Origin of the sequence: Streptomyces sp. NPDC001902 (assembly GCF_042891295.1) — a bacterium.
GTDB lineage: Bacteria > Actinomycetota > Actinomycetes > Streptomycetales > Streptomycetaceae > Actinacidiphila.
The window spans coordinates 271,937-296,140 of sequence record NZ_JBIATA010000002.1 but is presented as its reverse complement, the minus strand read 5'-3'; the positions used below and the strand labels follow the sequence as shown (position 1 = coordinate 296,140).

Below are 24,204 nucleotides of genomic sequence, written 5' to 3'. Positions count from 1 at the left end.
CGTCGATGGTACGTCCCGCACCGTGCCCGCAGGACCCCCGGTGGGCGGGTTCACACGGCGGCGGGACGACCCCGGCGGTCACTCCGCCTCGGCACGCTGCCGCTGGTCGATGTCCTTCAGCAGCTCCTGCAGTTCGGAGCGGATCCAGTCGCGTGTGGCGACCTCTCCCAGGCCCAGCCGCAGCGCGGCCACCTCGCGGGTCAGGTACTCGGTGTCGGCGATGCTGCGGTCGTTCGCCTTGCGGTCCTGCTCCAGGTTGACCCGGTCGCGGTCGTCCTGCCGGTTCTGCGCCAGCAGGATCAGCGGGGCGGCGTAGGAGGCCTGCAGCGACAGCATCAGGGTGAGGAAGATGAACGGGTACGGGTCCCAGCGCAGGTGGCGGGGCGCCAGCGCGTTCCACGCCACCCACGCGATGATCACCACCGTCATCCAGACGATGAACCGCCCGGTCCCCAGGAAGCGGGCGATCTTCTCCGACAGCCGCCCGAACGCCTCCGGGTCGTAGGAGGGCAGGAAGCTGATCCGCGGTACCCGCGGCTGGTCGAGGCGGACGCGCGGGCGCTCGTCGCTCACTGCGCCGCCTCGTGCAGCTCCGTCTCGCGCCAGTCCTCCGGCAGCAGGTGGTCCAGGACGTCGTCGACGGTCACGGCGCCCAGCAGCGATCCGCTGTCGTCGACGACCGGCACGGACACCATGTTGTACGTCGCGAGGAAGCTGGTGACCGCCGGCAGCGGGGTGTCCGGCGACAGTGGTTGCAGGTCGCTGTCGAGGAGCGCGCTGACCAGGGTGAACGGCGGGTCGCGCAGCAGCCGCTGGAAGTGCACCGTGCCCAGGTACTTGCCGGTCGGGGTCTCGTCCGGCGGCCGGCAGACGTACACCTGGGCGGCGAGCGCGGGGGACAGGTCCGGGTTGCGGACCCGCGCCAGGGCGTCGGCGACGGTGGCGTCGGGGCGCAGCACGATCGGCTCCGTGGTCATCAGACCGCCGGCGGTGCGCTCCTCGTACGACATCAGCCGGCGCATGTCGGCCGCCTCGTGCGGCTCCATCAGTCCCAGCAGCCGCTCCTGCTCCTCCTTCGGCAGTTCGGCCAGCAGGTCGGCGGCGTCGTCCGGGTCCATCGCCTCCAGCACGTCGGCGGCCCGCTCCTCCTCGAGCTTGCCGAGGATCTCCACCTGGTCGTCGTCCGGCAGCTCCTCCAGGACGTCGGCGAGGCGGTCGTCGTCGAGGGCCGCGGCGACCTCGGCGCGGCGCTTGGGCGACAGGTGGTGCAGGACGTTCGCCAGGTCGGCCGCGCGCAGCTGGTCGAAGGTGGCGAGCAGCGCCTCCGCGCCCTGCGCGTGCTCGTCCAGCGAGAAGCCGGTGACCGCGGACCACACCACGGTCAGCGTCTCTCCGCTGCGTCGCAGCGGGCCGCCCTTGCCGCGGCGCACGAAGGCCTTGTCGATCTCCCAGTCGCGGCGCGCCGCGAGGCGCACCATGGACACGTCCAGCACGGTCACGTCCTCGCCGGTCTCGACCAGCGTCACCCGCTGGTCAAGCAGCTCGCCGAGGACCAGGGTCTCGGTCGGGCGCTGTTCGAAGCGCTGCATGTTGACGACACCCGTGGTGATCACCTGACCGGACTCCACGCCCGTCACCCGCGTGATCGGCAGGAAGATCCGGCGCCGGCTGACGACCTCCACCACCAGGCCCAGCACACGCGGCGGCCGGCCCCCGACCCGCAGCATCACGACCACGTCCCGGACCCGGCCGACCTGGTCGCCGTTGGGATCGAAGACCCGCACCCCGGAGAGGTGCGAGACGAAGACCCGGGAGGTTCCCGCTGGCATGCCGCCAGGCTAACGCCGCCCCCGCCCCCCGGGCGCGCGGTAATGCTCCACGGGGGCTTCGCACGGCGTTCACAGCCGTTCACCCGGCCAGCGGTACGCTGCGGTAGCTTCGGCTCCGCTTCGCCGCCGCCCTCGTGTGACGGGCGCGTACAACTGCAGGAGGAAGAGAACACGTGATCCCCGGCCGCAGGTCAGCCGTCCTCGTGAGCCTTCTGGGCGCGGTCCTGGTGTTCGCCGGAGCGACAGGGTGCGCGGGCGATCCGGACGCGGGGACCAACGGTGTCGGCAAGCTGCCGCCCGGGACCATCGAGAAGCGCGCCCGCACCGCCGCCGGCGCGGCCGACACGGTGCGGTTGTCCGGCACCGTCATCAGCAAGGGGCGTACCTACACGCTCGACATGCGGCTGCGCGGCAACGGAGGCCTCGGCGAGGTCACCTCCGACGGCAGCACCTTCGAACTGCTGCGGGTGGGCGACGACCTCTACCTCAAGGCGGGCGCCGGCTTCTACGGCGACCAGGTCGGCGCCAAGCTCAAGAACAAGTACGTCAAGGTGCCCGCCGGGGACCCCACGTACGACCAGTTCAGCGGCTTCACCGACAAGGAGGTGCTGCTGGAGGGCCTGTTCGTCCTGCACGGCGAGCTCGCCGTCGGGGACCACCGCTCGGTCGGCGGCGTCCGCACCATCGCGGTCACCGCGGACGGCGGCGACGGCGGCACGATCGACGTGTCCCTGGAGGGCAAGCCGTACCCGCTGCGCTACGAACGCGCGGGCGGTGCCGGCACGCTGACCATGGCCGACTGGGGCAAGGACTTCACGCTGCGCGCGCCGGACGAGGACGACGTCGTGGACTACGGCAAGGCCGTGACGCAGTAGGCCCGGGGCTCAGGCCCTCTTGCGGCGCCGCAGCAGCAGCTTCGGCAGACCGGCCGGGACCGGGTGGCGGGTGGTCGCGGGCGTCGGCACCGGGGCGGCCGCGCCACTGGCGTCCGTCATCGCGCCGGGGCGCTCCAGGGGGTCGCCGGTGGGCTCCAGGCGCAGCACGCGGCACTCGCGGGCCCAGCGTCCGGTCATCGTCTCCGCGTCCGGCGCGTTCAGCCGCTTGCCCTTGAGCTCCTCCACCGCGGCCGTCCACGCCTCGCCGTCCGGGCGCAGCTCGGTGACCCGGACCGGGAAGACGACCAGCCGGCCGCCCTTGTCCTTGCTGCGGACGGTGACCGTGGCGGTGCCGCCGTCGGTGAGTCCGGGCCCGGGCAGCGGCTGCTCGCCGGGGCCGCCGCCGACGACCACCACGGCACCGTCGACCCAGGCGTGCCACAGGGCCTGACCGTCGGCCCACAGCAGACCGGACTTCTTCACGGCCTCCTCGATCAGGGCCTGGTCCAGCTGCGGCTGCGTCACGGTGTCCGTCATGGGCCCAGCCTATGGCGTGGGCCGTGCGGGCCGCCGCCGTGGTGCCGCACGCATGGTGAGACGACAGGAGCTCGGGGCCCGGACGGGCCTTACGCTAAGGAGGCCACCGTCCCACCGTGCCCCGAGGAGCCACCGCGTGTCCGCCGCGCCGTCCGCCAGCACCACGCCCGCCGTACCGAAGGCGGACACCGACTCCGGCGCAGCCCCGCACGGGAAGCCGCCACTGGACTTCGCGCTCCTGGCCGTCGCCATCGCCGGCGTCTCCCTGTCCGCGCCGCTGATCGCCGCCACCGCCGCGCCCGCGCTGGCCATCGCCTTCTGGCGGAACGCCATGGCCGTGGGCGTGCTGAGCCCGTTCGCCTGGCTGCGGCACCGGCGGGAACTGCGGGGAATGGGCCGCCGGGCGTTCTGGCTGTCGATCGCGTCCGGCCTGGTGCTGGCGCTGCACTTCGGGCTGTGGCTGCCGAGCCTGACCATGACCTCGGTCGCGTCCTCGACGGCGCTGGGCACGACGACGCCGGTGTGGACCACCCTGATCCTGTTCATGCGCGGCCACCGGCCGCCGCGGATGGTGTGGCTGGGCTCCGCGCTGGCGGTCGCCGGCGTGGTCCTGCTGACCGGCGTCGACCTGTCGCTGTCACCGCGCGCCCTGGTCGGGGACGCCCTGGCGCTGGGCGGCGGCATCGCGGCGGCGGGGTACGTCCTGCTCGGCGCGGAGGTGCGACGGACCGTCAGCACGACCGCGTACACCTACGTCTGCTACTCCACCACGGCCGTGGCCCTGCTGGCCGTCTGCCTGGCCTCGGGCTCGGCGCTCGGCGGTTACGACGGCGGCACCTGGGCGAAGCTCGTCGCCCTGACCGTGGCCGCGCAACTGCTCGGCCACAGCCTGCTCAACCGCGTGGTGCGCGGGCTCGGGGCGTCGACCACGTCCACGGCGATCCTGCTGGAGACGCCGGGCGCCGCCCTGGTGGCGGCGGTCTGGCTGGGCCAGACCCCGCCCGTGGCGGCCTACCCGGCGCTCGCGGTGATCCTCGCCGGGCTGGCCCTGGTGATCCTGGCGGACCGCAGGAAGGCCTAGCGGGCTCGGGCCTACAGCCAGCCGTTGCGGCGCAGGATGCGGTGGATGGCGAGGCAGATCCCGCCGATCGCGACCAGCACCATCGGGTAGCCGTACCGCCAGTGGAGTTCCGGCATGTGCTCGAAGTTCATGCCGTACACGCCGCAGATCATGGTCGGGACGGCGATGATCGCCGCCCATGAGGTGATCTTGCGCATGTCCTCGTTCTGCGCGACGGCCGCCTGGGCGAGGTTGGCCTGCAGGATGGAGTTGAGCAGGTCGTCGAAGCCGACCACCATCTCGTGGACGCGGGCGACGTGGTCGGCGACGTCCCGGAAGTACTTCTGGATCTCCGGGTCCACCACGCGCATCGGCCGCTCGCTGAGCATCTGCATCGGGCGCAGCAGCGGGGACACCGCCCGCTTGAACTCCAGCACCTCGCGCTTGAGCTGGTAGATGCGCCCCGCGTCGGTGGCCCGCGGGGACTTGCCCTGGGCGGAGAAGACGTCGATCTCGACCTCGTCGATGTCGTCCTGCACGGCCTCGCTGACCGCCAGGTAGTCGTCCACGACCTGGTCGGCGATGGCGTGCAGCACGGCGGAGGGGCCCTTGGCGAGCAGCTCGGGGTCGTCCTCCAGGCGGTGCCGCAGGGCGCGCAGCGAGCCGTGGCCGCCGTGCCGGACGGTGATGACGAAGTGCCGGCCGGTGAAGACCATCACCTCGCCGCTCTCCACCACCTCGCTGGTGGCGGTGAGTTCGGCGTGCTCGACGTAGCGGATGGTCTTGAAGACCATGAAGAGCGTGTCGTCGTAGCGCTCCAGCTTCGGACGCTGGTGGGCGTGGACGGCGTCCTCCACGGCCAGCGGGTGCAGTCCGAACACCTCGGCGATCTCCGCGAACTCCCGCTCCGACGGCTCGTGCAGGCCGATCCAGACGAAGCCCTCGTTGCCGCCGCGCACCTTCTCCAGGGCCTCGCGCGGCGAGATGTGGTCGCTGCCGCGGCGGCCGCCCCGGTAGACGGCGCAGTCCACGACCGAGCTGGGCACGGCGGACGAGGTGCGGGAGCGGTCCGGGCCGTAGTCGTATGACGTGCTGCTCTTGCGCAGGGCGGGGCGGACGACTGCGCGCAGGTCGCGGATCATCGACATGGCAAGCTCCTTCACGGACTGGCCGGGCTGAAATGCGGATCAGGGCAGGGTGATCACCGTTGATCACTGCGCAGTTCAGGGAGCTCTTCCGGAGGCGGCAGGGCGGACCCGGGCAGGCCGTTCGAGCGGACACGCGGCGCCGTCACGCGCTCGTGCTCGTGCTCGTGGAGAATTCGAGAATCCCCGTCGGTTCCGTGGTTCTTTGGTTTCACGCCCGGGTGACCGGGTACGGAACGCGGGGGATCAGGAGGGTTGCCGGGCGGAAGAGCTGCCGGTACTGCACGGTCGACTAGGATCCATTGCAGCCCCACCTCCTCCGGCCGATCCCCGCTGGGGGAAAGTGGCACGCCTCTACCGGCGTAGCCGACGGCCCACCTTATCAGGCGCCTCCTGCGCGAAGCCGCGGCTTTGCACGTTCCATACGCGCTCTATGCTCACTTCATGGTCGACGTACTGGGGCTCGTTGAGGCGCGGCTGCACATGGCCTTCGGTGAGCCGGACGCCCGCGCCGCGGTCACCTTCCTGGGCACCGAACGGATCGAGGTGCTGCGCTTCCGCGAGGGTGAGCTGCTGCGGTACGTCACCCTGGGCATGTCGCGCGCACCGATGAACGACCCCGTCACCGTCGTCGCGGACCCGGTGCGCGGCCCGCGCGCGGAGCTCGTGCTGACCCTGCGCGGCGGGCGCGGCGCCGACACGGACAAGGTCCTGCGGCCGCTCGCCGTACTGGCCGCCAGCCCCCAGGTCGAGGGCGTCGTCGTCGCGCCGGGGAACTCGCTGGACGTGAGCGAACCGCTGTGGCCCGGGGCGGCGTTCTCGGCCGTCCTGGTCGCCGAGCCCGGTGGTCTGGTGGAGGACCTGGAACTCGACGCCCCGATGGACCCGGTCCGCTTCTTCCCGCTCCTGCCGATGACGGCGAACGAGGCCGCCTGGAAGCGGGTGCGCGGCGCCGGGGCGCTCCAGGAGCGCTGGCTGCAGGCGGGCACCGACCTGCGCGACCCGCAGCGCGCGGCGGTCCCGCTGACGGACTGAGCCCCGGCGGTCGGTGACGCCCCCTCAGCGGTCCCCGCGGGACCGCCGCCGGGCGACAGGTGTGACCGGCGGGTGAGGTGTGCCGTGCGGCGACGCCACGCGTCGAACTCGGACGGGTGATCGTCCTTGACGCGGGCACGCCGCCGGAGGACCGTGGGGCGTTATGAGGGGCGAACCCAGTTGCCCGAAGTGCGGTGGCCGGGTCCGAGCGCCCGGGCTCTTCGCCGACTCCTGGCAGTGCGACGAGCACGGCGCCGTGTATCCGTTGCAGCCTGTCGTGCCACCGAGCGTGGAAGCCCTCGGCGTGGTCGTGAGCCGGTCGCGCGTCCCGGTGTGGATGCCCTGGCCGCTGCCGGTGGGCTGGCTGTTCACCGGCGTCGCGTCCGCGGGGGACGACCGCAGCGGCGGACGGGCCACGGCGGTGGCGTGCTCGGGTCCGGGGCCGCTCGGCGGGCAGGGCGAGATGGTGCTGGTGGCGGAGGAGCTCGGGGTCGGGCTCGGGGCGAGGTTCGCCGGGATCCCGGGGCCGGACCCCGGTCCGGCGATGTGCATCGGCAAGCCACCGGCCGCCAAGGTGATCGCGGCCGGGAGGCCGACCGGCCTGTGGCACGTGAACGGCACGCCACCGGACCGCGCGGTCTTCGCGGGCGAGTCGTTCGGGCTCTGGCTCTGGGCGGTCGTGTGGCCGGAGGAGTCGGGCCTGCTCATGTACGACGAGCTGATACTGACCGATCTGCGCGAGGCCGGCGCCGAAGTCGATCTCGTACCGTGCGGGGCGCTCTCCCCTCGCCTGCTCTCCTGAGATTCACAGGTTGTCCGGGCAGTTATCCTGGTAATCACAACCCCTGAATCCGTCCGAGCACCGAGCGCCTGGAGTGACCTGCGTGCGAATCGATCTGCACACCCACTCCACGGCCTCCGACGGCACGGACACCCCCGCTCAGCTGGTCCGGGCCGCGGCCGCGGCCGGACTGGACGTCGTCGCCCTCACCGACCACGACACGGTCGGCGGCTACGCCGAGGCCGAGAAGGCGCTGGGCGAACTGCACGCCGCGGGCGCAGCGGCGCCGGTCCTGGTCACCGGCGCCGAACTCTCCTGCCGCATCGACGGGGTGGGCCTGCACATGCTCGCCTACCTCTTCGACCCGCAGGAACCGGAGCTCCACCGGGAGCGCGAGCTCGTGCGCGACGACCGGGTGCCCCGCGCCATGGCCATGGTCGCCCGGCTCCGCGAGCACGGGGTGCCGATGACCTGGGACCGCGTCGCCGAGATCGCCGGCGATGGTGCCGTGGGCCGGCCGCACATCGCCCAGGCGCTGATCGAGGCGGGACTGGTGGACAGCATCGCCGAGGCGTTCACGCCCGAGTGGATAGGGCCGGGCGGGCGCGCCTACGTCGAGAAGCACGAACTCGACCCCTTCGAGGCGATCCGGCTCGTCAAGAACGCGGGCGGGGTGACGGTCTTCGCCCATCCCGCCGCCGTCAAGCGCGGCACCTGCGTGCCCGAGGGCGTCATCCACGACCTGGCCGCGGCCGGGCTCGACGGCATCGAGGTGGACCACATGGACCACGACGAGCCGGCCCGTGCCCACCTGCGCGCCCTCGCCGCGGAGCTGGGACTGCTCCCCACCGGGTCCAGCGACTACCACGGCACCCGCAAGACCGTCCGGCTCGGTGAGTACACCACCGACCCCGAGGTCTACCGGGAGCTCGTCCGCCGGGCCACCGGCGCGGCGCCCCTCACCCGTCCCTGAACCCCCCACCCACCCCCGCAACCCCTCGCAAGGCCCATGGATCTGTTCTCCCTCACCCTGTTCGGGTCGGTCTTCGTCACGCTCTTCGTGATCATGGACCCGCCCGGGATCACCCCGATCTTCCTCGCCCTCACCTCCGGCCGCGCGGCCAAGGTCCAGCGCCGCATGGCCTGGCAGGCCGCCACCGTCGCGCTGGGCGTCATCACCGTCTTCGGCATCTGCGGCCAGCAGATCCTGGACTACCTGCACGTCTCGGTGCCGGCCCTGATGATCGCCGGCGGTCTGCTCCTGCTGCTCATCGCCCTCGACCTGCTCACCGGCAAGGCGGACGAGCCCACCCAGACCAAGGACGTCAACGTCGCGCTGGTGCCGCTCGGCATGCCGCTGCTCGCCGGGCCGGGCGCGATCGTGACGGTGATCCTCGCGGTGCAGCGCGCGCACGGGTTCGGGCAGCAGCTGTCGGTGTGGGTCGCCATCGTCGCGATGCACGTGGTGCTCTGGCTGACGATGCGTTACTCGCTGGTGATCATCCGTCTGATCAAGGACGGCGGTGTGGTGCTGGTCACCCGGCTCTCCGGCATGCTGCTCTCCGCGATCGCGGTGCAGCAGATCGCCAACGGGGTCTTCGGCTTCATCCGCGGCGAGGGCTGACGGACCGTCGGCGGAATCCGGACGCGACGAGGGCCCCGTACCGTGGTGCACGGGGCCCTTCGCGTTCATGGCGTCCGGCCGTGCGGCCACGCCGGGGTGACGGGGCCTTACTGGGCCGGGCGGATGTAGATGCGCTGGCCGATCGCGGCGGCCTGCTGGACGATCTGGTCGACGGAGGCGGCGTCCACGACCGTGCAGTCGACGGCACGACCGTCCTGGTCGTTGAGGCGCATGATCTCGAAGCGCATGGTGTTCACGGCTTCTCCCTTCGTCCGGGCACTCCTCCATTGGAGTACGGGGCTGCTTCGCAGCCGTTACCTGCCTGGGTCATTCATGTATCAACAACAGTTGCCCCCGCGAAAACCTTCCCTGTCCTAAAGAAAATTTTTCCCACGCATCTACCGGTGGGTAGCCACCGGTACCGGCGGTCCTGGTTCCGGTTGTGTGTGCGGACGGAACCGCCGGACAATGTGATCTCTATGAACGACGACGCCCTTTCCGCCATCGCCGCCGGCATCGAGCGCACGAACGAGCTCCTGCAGCGGGTGCTCGCCGAGGTCGCCACGACCCCGGCGACCCACGCCGTGTTCGTCGACGCCGGGTACGTGTACGCCGCGGCCGGTCGCCTCGTCGCGGGCACCGAGGACCGGAGGGCCTTCGAACTCGACGCCGAGGGCATCATCGAGGCCTTCATCGACCGGGCCCGCACCCTCTTCGCCGACAGCCGCCTGCTGCGCGTCTACTGGTACGACGGCGCCCGCCGCCGCATCCACACCGCCGAGCAGGAACGCATCGCCGAGCTCCCCGACGTCAAGGTGCGGCTCGGCAACCTCAACGCCAGCCGCCAGCAGAAGGGCGTCGACTCGCTGATCCGCAGCGACCTGGAGTCACTGGCCCGGCACCGCGCCATCAGCGACGCCGTCCTGATCGGCGGCGACGAGGACCTGGTCTCCGCGGTCGAGGCCGCCCAGGGCTACGGCGCCCGTGTCCACCTGTGGGGCATCGAGGCCGCCGACGGCCGCAACCAGGCCGACCCCCTGCTGTGGGAGGTCGACAGCCTGCGCACCCTCGACCTCGACTTCTGCAAGCCGTACATCACCCGGCGCACGGCCCCCGTCTACGGCGACGCGCCGATCCCCACCGGGCCCATCCCGACCCGTGAGGACGTGCACTTCGTCGGGGCCCGGGTCGCCTCGCAGTGGCTGGCGACGCGCGGCCGGGACTCCCTGGCCGAGCTGCTGCCCGGCCACCCGTACCTGCCGCCCGCCTACGACCAGGAACTGCTCGTCGAGGCCGAGGGCATGCTCAACATCTCGCTGCGCGGCCACGCCGACCTGCGGCGCGTGCTGCGCGACGGGTTCTGGGAGCACCTGCAGGCGCGGCTCTAACCCCAGAAGCCGGTCAGTGCGCCGGCGGTGCGGGCCGGCTGCTCGGCGTTGGGGGAGTGCTCGGCCCCCTCGATCACCACGCGGCGGGCGCCGAGGCGCTCGGCCATCGCGTCCAGCCACGGGACGGGCCAGGCGTAGTCCACCGCGCCGGAGAGCACCAGCTTCGGCAGCGGTACGGCCGCGAGTTCCGCCACCCGGTCCGGCTCGTCGAGCAGCTGCCGGCCCGTGGCCGTCAGCTGCTCGGGCGCCGTCGCCAGCCAGCGGCGGTGCAGGAACTCCTCGACCGCGCCCTCGGCGTTCGCCGTGCCTTCGAGGTCCTCGGCGTCCAGCTCGCGCATCGCGCGCCACACGCCCTCCATGTCCATCGCGGACAGCGCCTCGAGCAGCAGCTTCGTACGGGCCTGCTGGGCGGGTTCGATGGCGGCCGGGCCGGAGCTCATGAGGGTGAGCGACGCCCAGGGCAGGGCGGCGCCGTCGCCGTGCTCGGCCAGGACGGCGGCGCGGACGACCAGGCCGCCCATCGAGTGCCCCAGCAGGTGCACCGGCTCGCCGGGAGCGGTGCCCAGTGCGGCGGTCTGCGCGACGACGTCGGCGGCCAGTTCGGCCTGTGCGTACGCCGCCTCGTCCCGCGGGCCCGGGGACTCGTGCTGGCCCCGGCCGTCCACGGCGACCGTGCGGTAGCCGGCGGCCGCGAGAGGTTCGAGCAGCGCGACGAAGTCCTCCTTGCTGCCCGTGAACCCGGGCACCAGCAGGGCCGTGCCGCGCCGCGGCGTGCCGGCCGGTGGGACGGCGTCCAGCACGGCGAAGGGGCCGCGGGCCGTCTCCAGGGGGTACGCGGTGGCGTTCTCGGGCAGCGTCAGGAACGGCGGTCGGCTCATGCGCCGAGGCTAGCCGGGCCGGGTTGCCCCCACACGACGCGGGCCCCGACCTCCGGCGCCGCGCGGGCGAACGCCGACGGCCGGGCGCCCCACGAGGGGCGCCCGGCCGTCCGGGTACGGGTGTCGCGTCAGCCGGTGGCCTCGTCGGCCGGCTTGGCCGTCCGTGTGCGGCGACGGCGGCGGACGGTCTTGGCTGCGCCCTCGCCCTCTGCGGGAGCCGCTTCCGGGGTCGCCGCCTCGGCGGCGGCCGGAGTCTCGGCACCGGTGGCGGCGCCGGACCGCGTACGGCGACGGCGGGGGGCCGGGACCTCCTCGGCCACCGGGGCGGCGGCCGCGACGGTCTCGGTGCCCGGCGTGCCCGACGTGCCCGAGCCCGTACGGGTGCGGCGACGGCGGCGCGGAGCCGGGGCCTCGGCGGCCGGGGCCTCGACGGTCTCGACGACCGCCTCCGCCTCGGCGGACGCCCCGTCGAGCGCCTGTCCGCCGCGGGTGCGGCGGCGCTGACGCGGCGTACGGGTGCGGGCCGGACGTTCCTCCGCCTCGGCCGAGGCGGCCGGGCCGGACTTGCGGCCACCACGGCCGCGGCCGCGGCCGCCGGTCTCGCCGAGGTCCTCGATCTCCTCCGCGTCGAGGCCGGCCCGGGTGCGCTCCGCCCGCGGCAGGACGCCCTTGGTGCCCTCGGGGATGCCGAGCAGCTCGTAGAGGTGGGTGGAGGTGGAGTACGTCTCCTCCGGGGCGTTGAACGGCAGGTCCAGCGCCTTGTTGATCAGCTGCCAGCGCGGGATGTCGTCCCAGTCGACCAGCGTGATCGCCGTGCCCGACGCGCCCGCGCGGCCGGTGCGGCCGATGCGGTGGAGGTAGGTCTTCTCGTCCTCCGGCGTCTGGTAGTTGATCACGTGGGTGACGCCCTCGACGTCGATGCCGCGGGCGGCGACGTCGGTGCAGACCAGGACGTCGACCTTGCCGTTGCGGAAGGCGCGCAGCGCCTGCTCGCGGGCGCCCTGGCCGAGGTCGCCGTGGACGGCGCCCGAGGCGAAGCCGCGCTGCTCCAGCTGCTCCGCGAGGTCGGCCGCGGTGCGCTTGGTACGGCAGAAGATCATCGCCAGACCGCGGCCCTCGGCCTGCAGGACGCGGGAGACGAGCTCCGGCTTGTCCAGCGAGTGGGCGCGGAAGACGTGCTGGGTGATGTTGGCGACGGTGGCGCCCTCGTCGTCCGGCGAGGTGGCGCGGATGTGCGTGGGCTGCGACATGTAGCGGCGCGCCAGGCCGATGACGGCGCCGGGCATCGTCGCGGAGAAGAGCATGGTCTGCCGCTTGACCGGCAGCATCTCGATGATCTTCTCGACGTCGGGGAGGAAGCCCAGGTCGAGCATCTCGTCGGCCTCGTCGAGGACGAGGGCGCGGACGTTGCGCAGGTTGAGCTTCTTCTGGCCCGCGAGGTCCAGCAGACGCCCCGGGGTGCCGACGACCACCTCGACGCCCTTCTTCAGGGCCTCGACCTGCGGCTCGTACGCGCGGCCGCCGTAGATCGCCAGCACGCGCACATTGCGCACCTTGCCGGCGGTGAGCAGGTCGTTGGTGACCTGCGTGCACAGCTCGCGGGTGGGGACGATCACCAGGGCCTGGGGACCGTCGGCGACGTCCTCGGGCTTGGCGCGCCCGGCCTCGACGTCGACCGGGACGACGACCCGCTCCAGGATCGGGAGGCCGAAGCCCAGGGTCTTGCCGGTGCCCGTCTTGGCCTGGCCGATGACGTCGTTGCCCGCGAGGGCGACCGGGAGCGTCATCTCCTGGATCGGGAAGGGGGTGGTGATGCCGACGGCCTCGAGGGCCTCGGCGGTCTCGGGGAGGATCCCCAGGTCACGGAAAGTCGTGATGGTGGTCAGGATGCTCTGCCTCTTCTGTTTGGGACGCGGCGCTGAGCGTGTGAACGGGGGAGGGTCGAGCGCAGGGAACTGCGCTGACCGCGCGAGGTGTCGTACGGCCCTGGGTGGCCGAAGTGCGCGGGACCGCTGCCCTCGCGCGCGCCGCGATACGGGCCCCTCCCCACGTGGGGAGGGCGGTCGGTAGGAGCCGATCGGGCCACCGACCGGGCATCCATTCATGCGTGACCCGCCGGGTCACCTGGCGGGTCCATATCACTGTACCCCGGAATCACACACCTGCGGCGGATGGATTTCGGGGTACGTGGGACAGGTCACGCCGAGGCTTCCGCGCGCCGGGCCCGCACGGGATGGTTGCCGCGCTGGTGGGGTTGGCTATTGTGCGCAGCATGGAGACGCCTGACACCCCCGCCGACACCCCCGCCGAGACGACCATCGCCGCCAAGGACTGGGCCGCCGCGTCCGCGGACCCGCAGTACCGCGCGGCGGTCGTGGACCTGCTCGGGGCACTCGCGTACGGCGAGCTGGCCGCCTTCGAGCGGCTCGCGGAGGACGCCAAGCTCGCGCCGTCCCTGGAGGACAAGGCGGAGCTCGCGGCGATGGCGTCCGCCGAGTTCCACCACTTCGAGCAGCTCCGCGCGCGGCTCACCACCGTCGAGGCGGACCCGACCGCGGCGATGGAGCCCTTCGCCGCCGCACTGGACGAGTTCCACCGCCTGACCGCGCCGTCGGACTGGCTGGAGGGCCTGGTCAAGGCGTACGTCGGCGACTCCATCGCGTCCGACTTCTACCGCGAGGTCGCCGCCCGCCTCGACGCCGACACCCGCGAGCTGGTGCTGGCCGTGCTGGACGACACCGGCCACGCCTCCTTCGCGGTGGAGAAGGTGCGCTCCGCCATCGAGGCCGACCCGCGGGTCGGCGGGCGGCTGGCGCTGTGGGCGCGCCGGCTGATGGGCGAGGCGCTGTCGCAGGCGCAGCGGGTCGTGGCGGACCGCGACGCGCTCAGCACGATGCTGGTCGGCGGGGTCGCGGACGGCTTCGACCTCGCGGAGGTCGGCCGGATGTTCACCCGGATCACCGAGGCCCACACCAAGCGGATGGCGGCGCTGGGCCTGGCCGCCTGAGCGGTCCGGGCCGTAGCCGTGGGGGAGCCGTGGGGAGCAGCCGTACGGAGGCCGTGCGGCTCAGGCCGTGCGCGGCGCCGACCGGCGGGCGCTCCGCGGCGGGCGCACCAGCAGCGAGAGCAGGGCGGCCGCCACCCCCACCGACACGGCGAGGCTGATCAGGAACCGGTCCGAGCCGAGGACGGTGCGGGTGACGAGACCGCCGAGGACGGCGGCGACCGTTCCCGTGGCGAGCACCAGCGTCGCCGCGGGAAGAAGGCGCCGGGGGAGCATCCGGGTCGCGGCGTACGCGACGGACAGTCCGACGGCGGCGAACGCGAGCGCTTCCCACATCATCGTGCGGCCCCTCCCGGAGACTTCGGTCGCACGGGTCCTACCCCGCGGGCCCGCACAGCGAAACGGCGGGTCACCCCATTCGGGGGTGACCCGCCGTGCGTCGTCCCGGTGCGGGAGCGGCGAGGCTCTGACCTGCTCTGCCCTGCCCTAGAGCTGGGCGCCGAAGCCCACCCGGCGCGCCGCCTGCTCACCGATCTCCACGTAGGCCAGCCGTTCGGCCGGCACGAGCACGCGCTTTCCGTGCTCGTCGGTGAGGCTGAGCAGCTTGGCGGTGCCCGTGAGCGCCTCGGCGACGGCCTTCTCGACCTCCTCGGCCGTCTGCGCGCTCTCGATGATGATCTCGCGCGGCGCGTGCTGCACGCCGATCTTGACCTCCACGGCTTTTGTCCCTCCGAACGGTCTGCGGTGTGCGCGGTTGGAAATCGCGCCGTACGCAGGACACATTAGCCGCGCCCGGCACCAGGGCACCGGCCGACGGGCACGCCCAGAGCGAACAGCCGCCGTGCGGAGGCGTCAGTGCTCGGCGCCGTGCAGCGGGAAGCCCGCGATGCCGCGCCAGGCCAGCGACGTCAGCAACTGCACCGCGGTCTCGCGGGGCATGGAGCTGCCGCTGGAGAGCCAGTAACGGGCCACGACCTGCGAGACGCCGCCGAGGCCGACGGCGAGCAGCATGGACTGCTCGGTGGTCAGCCCCGTGTCCTCGGCGATGACCTCGCTGATCGCCTCGGCGCACTGCAGCGCGACCTTGTCGACGCGCTCGCGGACAGCCGGCTCGTTGGTGAGGTCGGACTCGAAGACCAGGCGGAAGGCACCGCCCTCGTCCTCCACGTACGCGAAGTAGGCGTCCATGGTGGCCGCCACGCGCTGCTTGTTGTCGCTGGTGGAGGCCAGGGCGGTGCGCACCGCGTCCAGCAGGGCCTCGCAGTGCTGGTCCAGCAGGGCCAGGTAGAGCTCGAGCTTGCCGGGGAAGTGCTGGTAGAGCACGGGCTTGCTGACGCCCGCGCGCTCCGCGATGTCGTCCATCGCGGCGGCGTGGTAGCCCTGGGCGACGAACACCTCCTGGGCTGCGCCCAGCAGCTGGTTTCTCCGGGCCCGGCGCGGCAGGCGTGTGCCGCGAGGGCGCGCCTCAGTCTGCTCGATGGCTGTCACGCCGCCTCCCATGTGATGTCGTTCTGCGCTGCGGGTGCCATCGTACTTTTCGGTAGCGGGGGCATGCGCTGTGCGAACGCACATTCTCACCAAGTGGAACTCAGCGATAGTCGTCCTCGTCGAGTTCCACCACCCTGCGCTGCTCGGCCACGTCCGCCGGATCGGCGTCGTCGGGGCGTTCGGTGATCGGGACATCGCGGTGCTGCAGCAGTTCGAGGTGCTGTTCGGCGATGTCCGCCTCGGGCGCCTCGATGTCGGTCTCGGCATCCTCCAGGTCGTCGATGACGTCGTCGTCGAAGGTCTCGATGTCGTCGGACACGGGCACCTCCCGTCTGGTCGTGCGCTGCCGTCCCCCGCTGCTACCCACTGTCCCCCTCTTTCCCCTTCTGCGAGCGTAGGAGACAGGGACGGGGTGTGCAGAGTGACGGATGGGGCGGAAAATCCCCACGACGCGTGTGAGGGCGAACACACGAGCGCACGCGTGATCACCTCGTAACATTGCCCCATGTCCTCGACGGAGTCGCCCGAAGCCGCGTTCGCCGCCGTGCCCGTACCGCCTTCGGGAGCCAGAGCCGGGGACGGGGAGACGGTGCGGACCGTGGCCTTGCGGGGCCGGACGCTGACCGTACGATCGCGGGCGGAGCAGGCCGAGGGGCTGCCGCCCGCGCTCTTCGTGCACGGCCTGGGCGGGTCGTCCTCCAACTGGTCGGCGCTGATGCGGCTGCTGGCGGACCGGGTGTCCTGCGAGGCCCTGGACCTGCCCGGTTTCGGGCACTCCCCGCCGCCGGACGACGGCAACTACTCGATCGGGGGGCACGCGCGCGCCGTCGTGCGCCTGCTGGAGGCTTCCGGGCGCGGGCCCGTGCACCTCTTCGGCAACTCGCTGGGGGGAGCCGTCGTCACCAAGGTCGCCGCGGCCCGGCCCGACCTGGTCCGCACCCTGACGCTGATCTCGCCCGCGCTGCCGGAGGTGCCGCCCCAGTACGGCGCCTGGCCGACCGCGTTCCTGGGGCTGCCGGGTGCGACCGCGCTGGTGGCCCGCGCCACCCGCGACTGGTCCGTGGAACGGCGCACCCGGCAGCTGCTGTGGCTCTGCTACGGCGACCCGTCGCAGGTCAGCGAGGAGTCCTTCGCCGAGCACGCCACGGAGTACGAGCGCCGGCTGGCGCTGCCGTACTTCTGGGACGCGCTGACCCGCTCGGCGCGCGGCATCGTGGACGCCTACACGCTGGGCGGTCAGCACAACCTGTGGCGGCAGGCCGAGCGGGTGCTCGCGCCGACACTGCTGGTGTACGGGGGCAAGGACAAGCTGGTGGCCCCCCGGATGGCGTACCGTGCGGCCCGGACGTTCCGTGACTCGCGGCTGCTGACGCTCCCCGACAGCGGGCACGTCGCGATGATGGAGCACCCCGATGCGGTGGAGCGGGCCTTCCGCGAACTGCTGGACGCCACGGACGCGCGGACGGATCACTGACTTCATGGGCAGGCACAGCGCACCGGGCGGCCGCGACGGCCGCCGCGACGACGTACCGGGCATAGCCGGCGGCAACTCGGGCACCGGCCGCCGCCGGCGTTCCGGCCCGGGGACGACGACCCCGCAGCGGCCGGGCGGACCGGGCCAGGTGCCCGGTGGTTCCGTGCCGGGCGGGCGGGACGGCTTCCGGCCCGGGGACGCCGGGCACGGTCACGACGACGTCCCGGGCCACTCCCACCCCGAGCACCGCGAGCACTCGGCCTGGGGCCGGGCCGGTTCCTGGGCCCCGCCGCGCACGCCGCGCGGGACCCGGCCCGCGGAGCTGGCGGACACCGCGCTCGGCACGGAGTACCCGGAGGACGACGACCCCCTCGACGCGGACCTCTTCACCGCGCCCCGAATACCGGGCTTCCCGCGCCAGCGCCGGGCGCCCGGCACGGGAGCCCGTGGCGGCCCCGGTCCACGGCGGGACTTCGTCGCGGCCTTCGACGCACCCTCCGCCACCACGGGACCCGGGGCACCCGTGGAGGGTGCCGCGGAGGCCGGGGAGAGCGACGGACAACCCGAACGGCCCAAGAAGGGCGTCAGGACTCGCGCGCTCAGCGGCGCCGGCGCCGCGGCGGTCGTGACCGTGCTGGCCGTCGTCGTCGCGGGCCAGATGGCCGCCGGAGGTGAGAAGCGTCACTCGTCCGCCGCCGCGGCACCGGGCGGCAGCCGGGGCACCGACGACTCCGCGTCCCGCTCCCAGGGCCGGGCGACCCCCTCGACCTCACCCTCCGCGGTCACCGCCCCGCTCACCTACGACCAGGCGATGGTCCGGCGCTACCCGCTCGACCAGGACCTGAGCCTGGCGGGGAAGTTCCAGACCGTGGCCGGCCACGAGAAGGCCCCCGGCAAGGGCAATCTGCTGCGCGTGCGGGTGGACGTCGAGAAGGGCCTGCCGCTGGACGGCCGGCTCTTCGCCGACGCGGTCTACAAGACGCTGAACGACAAGCGGAGTTGGGCGCACGCCGGGTCCCGCACCTTCGAGCGGGTCTCAACCGGTCCGGCCGACATCGTGATCACCCTGGCCAGTCCCGGCACCACGGCCACCTGGTGCGCGAAGTCCGGCCTGGACACGACGGTTGACAACGTGTCATGTGACGCGGCGTCGACTCCCCGGACGATGATCAACGCGTACCGCTGGGCGCAGGGGTCGGAGACCTACGGCCCGGACCGCATGCCCGCCTACCGCGAGATGCTGATCAACCACGAGGTCGGGCACCGGCTCGGCTACGGCCATGTGCTCTGCCCCAAGCAGGGTGCCCTGGCCCCGGTCATGATGCAGCAGACGAAGTTCCTCTCCTACGGGGGCCTGACCTGCAAGCCCAACGCCTGGCCCTACCCCCGGGGTAGCTTTTTGACATCGGGCGATTAATCGTTCAATGTTTTCGGCATGCCGCACAGCCCCGCCACAGACGCCGACGCCAGCATCGAGCTGGCGCTCATCGGCGTGGCCGGGCACAGCGTGGCCGACATCCTGTGTCGGCGCTCCACGGTGCCGGGCGCGTAAAGGGCACGTTCTTCCCTCCCGCCCCGGACCTTCCCGCCCGTGGGCGCAGTGCTCGACATTCGATCGATCCTTCACGGCCTCATCATGAGGCCGTCGCCGCTGCCTGCGGGCCTTCCCCAGCCCCGCCCTCTCCACCTCGCAGCCGCGAAAGGGATCTTCGATGTCTCACCTGTCCGTCACACCTCGCCGCCTCGCAGCGGCAGCCGTCGTCCTGGCGATCACCGGCGGCGCCGCCGCCTGCGGCCCGGAGGACAGCGGGGCCAAGGCGGCCGACGGCAAGCCGGCCAAGGGCGGCACGCTCTACGTCCTCAACCAGTCCCCGCAGGAGGACTTCGACCCGGCGCGGCTCTACACCTCCGGCGGCGGCAACGTCCCCGGCCTGGTCTTCCGCACGCTGACCACCCGCAACCGCGAGAACGGCGCGGACGGCGCGAAGGTCGTCCCCGACCTGGCCACCGACACCGGCACGCCCAACCAGGACGCCACCGTCTGGACGTACCACCTCAAGGACGGCCTGAAGTACGAGGACGGCAGCGCGATCACCACCGCCGACATCAAGTACGGCATCGAGCGCTCCTTCGCCGCCGAGCTGTCCGGCGGCGCCCCCTACCTGCGCGACTGGCTGGTCGGCGGCAAGGAGTACCAGGGCCCGTACAAGGACAAGGGCGGCCTGGCCTCCATCGAGACCCCGGACGCGAAGACCATCGTCTTCCACCTGAACAAGCCCGAGGGCGACTTCCCGTTCCTGGCCACCCAGACCTCCTTCGCCCCCGTGCCGAAGGCCAAGGACACCGGCACCAAGTACGAGAACCACCCGTTCTCCTCCGGCCCGTACAGGGTCGTCGGCAACGAGAACGACGGCGAGCACCTCGTCCTGGAGCGCAACACCCACTGGGACCCGAAGACCGACGAGGAGCGCAAGGCCTACCCGGACCGCATCGACGTCCGCTCCGGCCTCGACGCCGCCGTGATCAACCAGCGGCTGTCCTCCGGCTCGGGCAAGGACGCCGCCGCCGTCACCACCGACACCAACCTCACCGCCGCCGAACTCGCCAAGATCACCGGCGACAAGGAGCTCGCGGGCCGCGTCGGCACCGGGCACTTCGGCTACACCGACTACGTCTCCTTCAACCCGAAGGTGAAGCCGTTCGACAACCCCAAGGTGCGCCAGGCGATCTCCTACGCGGTCGACCGCAGCACCGTCGTCAACGCCCTCGGCGGCTCCTCGCTCGCCGAGCCGGCCACCACCTTCCTGCCCGCGCAGGAGTCCTTCGGCTACACCCCGTACGACGCGTTCCCGGCCGGCAAGAGCGGTGACGCCGCCAAGGCCAAGGAGCTGCTGAAGGAGGCCGGTTACCCGAACGGCCTGACCGTCACGCTGACCCACGACAGCAGCGGCGGCGACGAGCAGGGCCCGGAGGTCGCCACCGCGCTGCAGGACGCCCTGAAGAAGGCCGGCATCACCGTCAAGCTGGAGGGCCTGGAGTCCAGCGCCTACAGCGAGAAGATCCACGGCCTCAAGACCGAGCCGGGCTTCTTCCTCGCCGGCTGGGGCGCAGACTGGCCGTCCGGCGGCCCCTTCCTGGCCCCGATCTTCGACGGCCGGCAGATCGTCAAGGACGGCTACAACTTCAACAACGCCCAGCTCGACGACCCTGCCGTGAACCAGGAGATCGACGAGATCAACAAGCTCACCGACCTCAAGGCCGCCGCCGTGCGCTGGGGCGCCCTCGACAAGAAGATCGGCGAGCAGGCGCTGACCGTGCCGCTGGTCCACCCGGTCTACAAGCGCCTGTACGGCAAGGACGTCAAGAACGTCGTCATCAGCGACTGGACCGGCGTCCTCGACGTCTCGCAGGTCGCGGTCAAGTGACCACGACCGACGTGCTCGCCGCGCCCGGCGCGGCCTCGGACACCCCCGAGGCCGCGCCGGGCGCCCGGCAGCTCTGGCGGCGGCTGCGCGCCCAGCGCGCCGCCCTCGCCGGGGTCGCCGTGATCGCCCTGCTCGTCCTGGTGGCCCTCGCCGCCCCGCTGCTCGCCGCCCTGGAAGGGCAGGACCCGGACGCGTACCACGCATCCGCCGTCGACTCCGCCCTCGGCGGCGTGCCGACCGGCTCCTTCGGCGGCGTGAGCGCCGACCACTGGCTCGGCGTCGAACCCGGCACCGGACGCGACCTGTTCGCCCGGCTCGTGTACGGCGCGCGGATCTCGCTCGGCATCGGCCTCGCCGCCACCGTCGTGCAGGTCGTCCTCGGGGTCGCGGTCGGCCTCGCCGCCGGCCTCGGCAACCGCTTCCTGGACAACCTGCTCAGCCGGACCACCGACGTCATGCTGGCGCTGCCCACCCTGGTCTTCTCCATCGCCCTGCTGGCGATCGTCCCCGCCGGCTTCCCGCGTCCGGTGCTGCTGGTCCTCGTCCTCGGCCTGCTCGGCTGGGGCGGCACCTCCCGCATCGTCCGGGCCCAGACCCTGAGCCTGAAGTCCCTCGACTACGTGGCCGCCGCCCGGCTCGGCGGCGCCGGCCGGTGGCGGATCGCACGCCGCGAACTGCTGCCGTCGCTGGCCGCGCCCGTGGTGACCTACAGCGCGCTGCTGGTGCCCTCCAACATCGCGTCGGAGGCGGGACTGTCCTTCCTCGGCATCGGCGTCAAGCCGCCCACGCCCTCCTGGGGACAGATGCTCTCCTCCGCGACCACCTGGTACCAGGCCGATCCGACGTACGTGCTGCTGCCCGCCGGCCTGATCTTCGTCACCGTCCTCGCCTTCACCGCCCTCGGCGACGGCGTGCGCACCGCCCTGGACCCGCGCGCCGGCAGCCGCCTGCGGTCCCTGGCCCGCAGGCGCAAGGAGGCGCGGTCATGATCCTCCTCACCCGTTTCGCGCTGCGCCGGCTGCTGGCGGCCCTGCTGGTCCTGCTCGTGCTGAGCATCGCGGTCTACGCCCTCTTCTACGTCCTGCCCGGCGACCCGGCACGGCTGGCCTGCGGGCCGAAGTGCTCCGCCGACCAGGTCGCCCAGGTCCGCACCCAGCTGGGCCTGGACGACCCTGCCTACGCGCAGTACGCCCACTTCCTGCACGGCCTGTTCGCCGGCACCGACATCAGCACCGGTGTCGGCACCGAGCACTGCGGCGCACCGTGCCTGGGCTTCTCGTACCAGAGCGGCGAGCAGGTGACCTCCCTGCTCGCCCAGCGGCTGCCGGCCACCGCCTCGCTCTCGCTGGGCGCGATGGTGCTGTGGCTGGTCATCGGCGTCGGCACCGGGGTGCTCTCGGCGCTGCGCCACGGCGGGCTCACCGAACGGCTGCTGACCGGCCTCACCCTCGCCGGCAACGCCGTGCCCGTCTTCATCATCGGCATCCTGCTGATGCTCCTGTTCGTCTCGGTGCTGGGCTGGCTGCCCTTCCCGTCCTACGTCCCGCTGACCGAGGACCCCGAGCAGTGGGCGTGGAACCTGGTGCTGCCCTGGCTCTCCCTGGCCATCCTGGAGAGCGCCAAGTACGCCCGGCTGACCCGCAGTTCCATGCTGGACACGCTCGCCGAGGACCATGTGCGCACCTTCCGCGCCTACGGCGTCCGCGAGCGTTCCGTCATCGGACGGCACGCCCTGCGCGGCGCCCTGCCGCCGGTCATCGCACTGACCGCGCTGGACCTGGGGACGATGTTCGGCGGCGCGGTGCTCACCGAGTCGCTCTTCGGCATCCCCGGGCTCGGCAAGAGCCTGGTGGACTCGGTGAAGACCGAGGACCTGCCGGTCGTGGTCGGACTGGTACTGGTCACCGGCTTCTTCGTGGTCCTCGCCAACGCCCTCGCGGACGTCCTGTACGCGGTGGCCGACCGACGGGTGGTGCTGGCATGACGTCACGGCTGATCGAGGTCGAGGACCTCACGGTCGACTTCCCCACCGGCACGGGCACCGTCCGGGCCGTGGACGGGCTCTCCTTCTCCCTGGAGCAGGGCGGCGCCCTCGGCGTCGTCGGCGAGTCCGGCAGCGGCAAGAGCGCCACCGCCTTCACCCTGCTGGGACTGCACCGCGGCAGCGGTGCGCGGATCGGCGGCTCGGTGCGGGTGGCCGGCGTCGATGTCCTGACCGCGGGGGAGAAGGAACTGCGCGGGCTGCGCGGCGGGCTCGCGGCGATGGTCTTCCAGGACCCGCTGTCCTCGCTCGACCCGTACTTCGCGATCGGCGACCAGATCGCCGAGGTGTACCGGGTCCACCACCCCAAGGCCTCCCGGCGGGCGGCCCGCGCGCGGGCGGTCGAGGTGCTCGACCGGGTCGGCATCGCCGACGCACCGAGGCGGGCCCGCTTCCGGCCGCACGAGTTCAGCGGCGGCATGCGCCAGCGGGCGCTCATCGCCATGGCGCTCGCGTGCGAGCCGCGGCTGCTCGTCGCGGACGAACCGACGACGGCCCTCGACGTCACCGTGCAGGCGCAGATCCTCGACCTGCTCGGTGAACTGCGGCAGGAGACCGGCATGGGGCTGCTGCTGGTCACCCACGACCTGGGCGTGGTGGCCGGGAGCGTCGACGAGGTCCTGGTGATGAAGGACGGCCGTGCCGTGGAGCGCGGGCCGGTCGGCACCGTGCTGGGCGCACCGCAGCAGCCGTACACGCGGGACCTGGTGGCCGCGGTCCCGCGGGTGGAGACGGCGAAGCCGCGCGGCGCGGCCGTGGGCGAGGTCCTCCTCGAAGCCGTCGGCGTGCGGCGGGAGTTCGGCAGGCGCGGCTCCCGGGTCGCGGCGGTCGACGGTGTCTCGCTGACCGTGCGCGCGGGCGAGACGCTCGGCGTCGTCGGGGAGAGCGGCAGCGGCAAGACCACGCTCGGGCGGATGCTCGTGGGGCTCCTGGAGCCCACGGGCGGCGAGCTGCGGCGCCCGGGTGTGCGTCCCGGCCCGGGCACGCCGGGACTGCAGATGGTGTTCCAGGACCCGGTGTCCTCGCTCAACCCGCGGCGCAGCATCGGCGAGTCCATCGCGGACCCGCTGCGGACGGCCGGCGTGCTCGACGACGCCGCGGTCGTCGCCCGCGTGCGGGAACTGCTGGAACGGGTTGGGCTCGACCCCGACTGGTACCACCGCTATCCGCACGAGTTCAGCGGCGGTCAGCGGCAGCGCGTCGGCATCGCCCGGGCGCTGGCGCCCGAGCCCCGGCTGATCGTCTGCGACGAGCCGGTGTCGGCGCTCGACGTCACGACGCAGGCGCAGGTCATCCGGCTGCTGGGCGAGTTGCAGCGCGAGCTGGGACTCGCACTGGTCTTCATCGCCCACGACCTGGCCGTGGTGCGCCAGGTCAGCGACAACGTCGCGGTCATGCGGGCGGGCCGGGTCGTGGAGTACGGGCCCGCCGGGCAGGTCTACGAGGCGCCGGAGCACGAGTACACCAAGGGGCTGCTGGCGGCGGTCCCGGTGCTCGACCCGCAGGAGTCCGCCGCGCGGCGCGCCGCCCGGCGCCACGCACTGGCGGCCACCGCCTGACGCGCCGGGGCGCGCCCGGCCCGGTCGGACGGGCGCGCCCCGCCCCGCCGTGCCGCGCGGG

The 24,204-nt window shown here is 72.8% G+C and carries 26 protein-coding genes; 15 read left to right on the top strand and 11 right to left on the bottom strand.

The features are described 5' to 3' along the window. Window positions 1–78: 78 nt before the first annotated feature. Both ACFYYN_RS04620 and ACFYYN_RS04615 read right to left on the bottom strand, forming a co-directional pair. A complete protein-coding gene (locus tag ACFYYN_RS04620; protein ID WP_500544853.1) occupies window positions 79–606 on the bottom strand; it encodes a DUF1003 domain-containing protein in 528 nt (175 codons plus the stop codon). Then, window positions 570–1,829: a magnesium transporter MgtE N-terminal domain-containing protein gene (locus ACFYYN_RS04615; RefSeq protein WP_500544646.1), complete on the bottom strand. Its 1,260-nt coding sequence runs from the start codon at window positions 1,827–1,829 to the stop codon at window positions 570–572. Before ACFYYN_RS04615 ends, ACFYYN_RS04620 begins: the two co-directional genes overlap by 37 nt. Before the next feature lie 173 nt (window positions 1,830–2,002). Here ACFYYN_RS04615 and ACFYYN_RS04610 point away from each other — a divergent pair, with 173 nt between their 5' ends. Further along, entirely contained in the window at window positions 2,003–2,704 is a 702-nt protein-coding gene (locus tag ACFYYN_RS04610; RefSeq protein WP_500544645.1) for a hypothetical protein, read from the top strand. Between the two features lie 9 nt (window positions 2,705–2,713). On the opposite strand, the gene ACFYYN_RS04605 is transcribed toward ACFYYN_RS04610, so the two are convergent. Next, complete coding sequence (locus tag ACFYYN_RS04605) at window positions 2,714–3,241, bottom strand: hypothetical protein (protein ID WP_500544644.1); 528 nt, start codon at window positions 3,239–3,241, stop codon at window positions 2,714–2,716. Window positions 3,242–3,377: 136 nt separating this feature from the next. Here ACFYYN_RS04605 and ACFYYN_RS04600 point away from each other — a divergent pair, with 136 nt between their 5' ends. Beyond that, window positions 3,378–4,322 (top strand): DMT family transporter, encoded by a 945-nt coding sequence (locus ACFYYN_RS04600; RefSeq protein WP_500327979.1) that lies wholly within the window; start codon window positions 3,378–3,380, stop codon window positions 4,320–4,322. 11 nt (window positions 4,323–4,333) lie between these two features. On the opposite strand, the gene ACFYYN_RS04595 is transcribed toward ACFYYN_RS04600, so the two are convergent. Then, window positions 4,334–5,449, bottom strand: coding sequence for a magnesium and cobalt transport protein CorA (locus tag ACFYYN_RS04595; RefSeq protein ID WP_500544643.1), 1,116 nt, complete (start codon window positions 5,447–5,449; stop codon window positions 4,334–4,336). A gap of 441 nt (window positions 5,450–5,890) precedes the next feature. Between ACFYYN_RS04595 and ACFYYN_RS04590 the strand changes: the two genes are divergently transcribed. The 4 genes from ACFYYN_RS04590 to ACFYYN_RS04575 all read left to right on the top strand — a co-directional run bounded on the left by ACFYYN_RS04590 (window position 5,891) and on the right by ACFYYN_RS04575 (window position 8,886). Beyond that, window positions 5,891–6,481: a suppressor of fused domain protein gene (locus ACFYYN_RS04590; RefSeq protein ID WP_500366577.1), complete on the top strand. Its 591-nt coding sequence runs from the start codon at window positions 5,891–5,893 to the stop codon at window positions 6,479–6,481. A 163-nt stretch (window positions 6,482–6,644) separates the two neighbouring features. Next, window positions 6,645–7,283, top strand: a complete 639-nt coding sequence (locus ACFYYN_RS04585) for a DUF6758 family protein (RefSeq protein WP_500327976.1) — start codon at window positions 6,645–6,647, stop codon at window positions 7,281–7,283. Between the two features lie 82 nt (window positions 7,284–7,365). Continuing rightward, complete coding sequence (locus tag ACFYYN_RS04580) at window positions 7,366–8,235, top strand: PHP domain-containing protein (protein ID WP_500544642.1); 870 nt, start codon at window positions 7,366–7,368, stop codon at window positions 8,233–8,235. A 36-nt stretch (window positions 8,236–8,271) separates the two neighbouring features. After that, window positions 8,272–8,886 (top strand): MarC family protein, encoded by a 615-nt coding sequence (locus tag ACFYYN_RS04575; RefSeq protein WP_499513801.1) that lies wholly within the window; start codon window positions 8,272–8,274, stop codon window positions 8,884–8,886. A 107-nt stretch (window positions 8,887–8,993) separates the two neighbouring features. On the opposite strand, the gene ACFYYN_RS04570 is transcribed toward ACFYYN_RS04575, so the two are convergent. Next, the gene (locus ACFYYN_RS04570; RefSeq protein WP_086020735.1) at window positions 8,994–9,134 is read right to left on the bottom strand and encodes a DUF8834 family protein; all 141 of its coding nucleotides are present in this window, start codon (window positions 9,132–9,134) and stop codon (window positions 8,994–8,996) included. Window positions 9,135–9,365: 231 nt separating this feature from the next. Between ACFYYN_RS04570 and ACFYYN_RS04565 the strand changes: the two genes are divergently transcribed. Further along, entirely contained in the window at window positions 9,366–10,274 is a 909-nt protein-coding gene (locus ACFYYN_RS04565) for an NYN domain-containing protein (RefSeq protein ID WP_431960347.1), read from the top strand. On the opposite strand, the gene ACFYYN_RS04560 is transcribed toward ACFYYN_RS04565, so the two are convergent. Further along, entirely contained in the window at window positions 10,271–11,152 is an 882-nt protein-coding gene (locus ACFYYN_RS04560; protein ID WP_500327973.1) for an alpha/beta fold hydrolase, read from the bottom strand. The genes ACFYYN_RS04565 and ACFYYN_RS04560 overlap by 4 nt on opposite strands. Window positions 11,153–11,280: 128 nt before the next feature. Further along, window positions 11,281–12,939 carry a DEAD/DEAH box helicase gene (locus ACFYYN_RS04555; protein ID WP_500544641.1) on the bottom strand — a complete coding sequence of 553 codons (1,659 nt, stop codon included), beginning with the start codon at window positions 12,937–12,939 and terminating at the stop codon, window positions 11,281–11,283. 485 nt (window positions 12,940–13,424) lie between these two features. On the opposite strand from ACFYYN_RS04555, the gene ACFYYN_RS04550 reads away from it, so the two are divergent. Beyond that, window positions 13,425–14,159: a ferritin-like fold-containing protein gene (locus ACFYYN_RS04550; protein ID WP_499513804.1), complete on the top strand. Its 735-nt coding sequence runs from the start codon at window positions 13,425–13,427 to the stop codon at window positions 14,157–14,159. Window positions 14,160–14,219: 60 nt separating this feature from the next. Here ACFYYN_RS04550 and ACFYYN_RS04545 read toward each other — a convergent pair whose 3' ends face one another. The 4 genes from ACFYYN_RS04545 to ACFYYN_RS04530 form a co-directional block, all read right to left on the bottom strand. Next, on the bottom strand, window positions 14,220–14,495 hold the full coding sequence (locus tag ACFYYN_RS04545) for a hypothetical protein (protein ID WP_500327971.1): 276 nt from the start codon (window positions 14,493–14,495) through the stop codon (window positions 14,220–14,222). Between the two features lie 147 nt (window positions 14,496–14,642). Further along, complete coding sequence (locus ACFYYN_RS04540) at window positions 14,643–14,873, bottom strand: DUF3107 domain-containing protein (protein ID WP_499513806.1); 231 nt, start codon at window positions 14,871–14,873, stop codon at window positions 14,643–14,645. 135 nt (window positions 14,874–15,008) lie between these two features. Then, on the bottom strand, window positions 15,009–15,644 hold the full coding sequence (locus tag ACFYYN_RS04535) for a TetR/AcrR family transcriptional regulator (protein WP_499513807.1): 636 nt from the start codon (window positions 15,642–15,644) through the stop codon (window positions 15,009–15,011). Between the two features lie 100 nt (window positions 15,645–15,744). After that, on the bottom strand, window positions 15,745–15,963 hold the full coding sequence (locus tag ACFYYN_RS04530; RefSeq protein ID WP_499513808.1) for a hypothetical protein: 219 nt from the start codon (window positions 15,961–15,963) through the stop codon (window positions 15,745–15,747). Between the two features lie 186 nt (window positions 15,964–16,149). Between ACFYYN_RS04530 and ACFYYN_RS04525 the strand changes: the two genes are divergently transcribed. The 7 genes from ACFYYN_RS04525 to ACFYYN_RS04495 all read left to right on the top strand — a co-directional run bounded on the left by ACFYYN_RS04525 (window position 16,150) and on the right by ACFYYN_RS04495 (window position 24,143). Next, window positions 16,150–17,118, top strand: a complete 969-nt coding sequence (locus ACFYYN_RS04525; RefSeq protein ID WP_500544640.1) for an alpha/beta fold hydrolase — start codon at window positions 16,150–16,152, stop codon at window positions 17,116–17,118. A gap of 4 nt (window positions 17,119–17,122) precedes the next feature. Then, complete coding sequence (locus ACFYYN_RS04520) at window positions 17,123–18,535, top strand: DUF3152 domain-containing protein (protein WP_500544639.1); 1,413 nt, start codon at window positions 17,123–17,125, stop codon at window positions 18,533–18,535. Window positions 18,536–18,553: 18 nt separating this feature from the next. Then, window positions 18,554–18,670 carry an Ms4533A family Cys-rich leader peptide gene (locus ACFYYN_RS04515; protein WP_500357375.1) on the top strand — a complete coding sequence of 39 codons (117 nt, stop codon included), beginning with the start codon at window positions 18,554–18,556 and terminating at the stop codon, window positions 18,668–18,670. 160 nt (window positions 18,671–18,830) lie between these two features. Further along, the gene (locus ACFYYN_RS04510) at window positions 18,831–20,543 is read left to right on the top strand and encodes an ABC transporter substrate-binding protein (protein WP_500544638.1); all 1,713 of its coding nucleotides are present in this window, start codon (window positions 18,831–18,833) and stop codon (window positions 20,541–20,543) included. Next, window positions 20,540–21,532, top strand: coding sequence for an ABC transporter permease (locus tag ACFYYN_RS04505; protein ID WP_500437708.1), 993 nt, complete (start codon window positions 20,540–20,542; stop codon window positions 21,530–21,532). The genes ACFYYN_RS04510 and ACFYYN_RS04505 overlap by 4 nt, the downstream gene beginning before the upstream one ends. Next, the gene (locus ACFYYN_RS04500) at window positions 21,529–22,527 is read left to right on the top strand and encodes an ABC transporter permease (protein ID WP_500327963.1); all 999 of its coding nucleotides are present in this window, start codon (window positions 21,529–21,531) and stop codon (window positions 22,525–22,527) included. The genes ACFYYN_RS04505 and ACFYYN_RS04500 overlap by 4 nt, the downstream gene beginning before the upstream one ends. Then, entirely contained in the window at window positions 22,524–24,143 is a 1,620-nt protein-coding gene (locus tag ACFYYN_RS04495; RefSeq protein WP_500544636.1) for a dipeptide ABC transporter ATP-binding protein, read from the top strand. Before ACFYYN_RS04500 ends, ACFYYN_RS04495 begins: the two co-directional genes overlap by 4 nt. Window positions 24,144–24,204: the final 61 nt, after the last annotated feature.

Excerpts from the sequence above, each read along its gene's own strand:
- ACFYYN_RS04565 (WP_431960347.1), top strand. The coding sequence starts at position 9,366 with ATGAACGACGACGCCCTTTCCGCCATCGCCGCCGGCATCGAGCGCACG.
- ACFYYN_RS04525 (WP_500544640.1), top strand. The coding sequence starts at position 16,150 with ATGTCCTCGACGGAGTCGCCCGAAGCCGCGTTCGCCGCCGTGCCCGTA.
- ACFYYN_RS04555 (WP_500544641.1), bottom strand. The coding sequence starts at position 12,939 with ATGACGCTCCCGGTCGCCCTCGCGGGCAACGACGTCATCGGCCAGGCC.
- ACFYYN_RS04550 (WP_499513804.1), top strand. The coding sequence starts at position 13,425 with ATGGAGACGCCTGACACCCCCGCCGACACCCCCGCCGAGACGACCATC.
- ACFYYN_RS04495 (WP_500544636.1), top strand. The coding sequence starts at position 22,524 with ATGACGTCACGGCTGATCGAGGTCGAGGACCTCACGGTCGACTTCCCC.
- ACFYYN_RS04575 (WP_499513801.1), top strand. The coding sequence starts at position 8,272 with ATGGATCTGTTCTCCCTCACCCTGTTCGGGTCGGTCTTCGTCACGCTC.
- ACFYYN_RS04515 (WP_500357375.1), top strand. The coding sequence starts at position 18,554 with ATGCCGCACAGCCCCGCCACAGACGCCGACGCCAGCATCGAGCTGGCG.
- ACFYYN_RS04595 (WP_500544643.1), bottom strand. The coding sequence starts at position 5,449 with ATGTCGATGATCCGCGACCTGCGCGCAGTCGTCCGCCCCGCCCTGCGC.
- ACFYYN_RS04570 (WP_086020735.1), bottom strand. The coding sequence starts at position 9,134 with ATGCGCTTCGAGATCATGCGCCTCAACGACCAGGACGGTCGTGCCGTC.
- ACFYYN_RS04500 (WP_500327963.1), top strand. The coding sequence starts at position 21,529 with ATGATCCTCCTCACCCGTTTCGCGCTGCGCCGGCTGCTGGCGGCCCTG.
- ACFYYN_RS04510 (WP_500544638.1), top strand. The coding sequence starts at position 18,831 with ATGTCTCACCTGTCCGTCACACCTCGCCGCCTCGCAGCGGCAGCCGTC.
- ACFYYN_RS04545 (WP_500327971.1), bottom strand. The coding sequence starts at position 14,495 with ATGATGTGGGAAGCGCTCGCGTTCGCCGCCGTCGGACTGTCCGTCGCG.
- ACFYYN_RS04615 (WP_500544646.1), bottom strand. The coding sequence starts at position 1,829 with ATGCCAGCGGGAACCTCCCGGGTCTTCGTCTCGCACCTCTCCGGGGTG.
- ACFYYN_RS04560 (WP_500327973.1), bottom strand. The coding sequence starts at position 11,152 with ATGAGCCGACCGCCGTTCCTGACGCTGCCCGAGAACGCCACCGCGTAC.
- ACFYYN_RS04520 (WP_500544639.1), top strand. The coding sequence starts at position 17,123 with ATGGGCAGGCACAGCGCACCGGGCGGCCGCGACGGCCGCCGCGACGAC.
- ACFYYN_RS04605 (WP_500544644.1), bottom strand. The coding sequence starts at position 3,241 with ATGACGGACACCGTGACGCAGCCGCAGCTGGACCAGGCCCTGATCGAG.
- ACFYYN_RS04590 (WP_500366577.1), top strand. The coding sequence starts at position 5,891 with ATGGTCGACGTACTGGGGCTCGTTGAGGCGCGGCTGCACATGGCCTTC.
- ACFYYN_RS04585 (WP_500327976.1), top strand. The coding sequence starts at position 6,645 with ATGAGGGGCGAACCCAGTTGCCCGAAGTGCGGTGGCCGGGTCCGAGCG.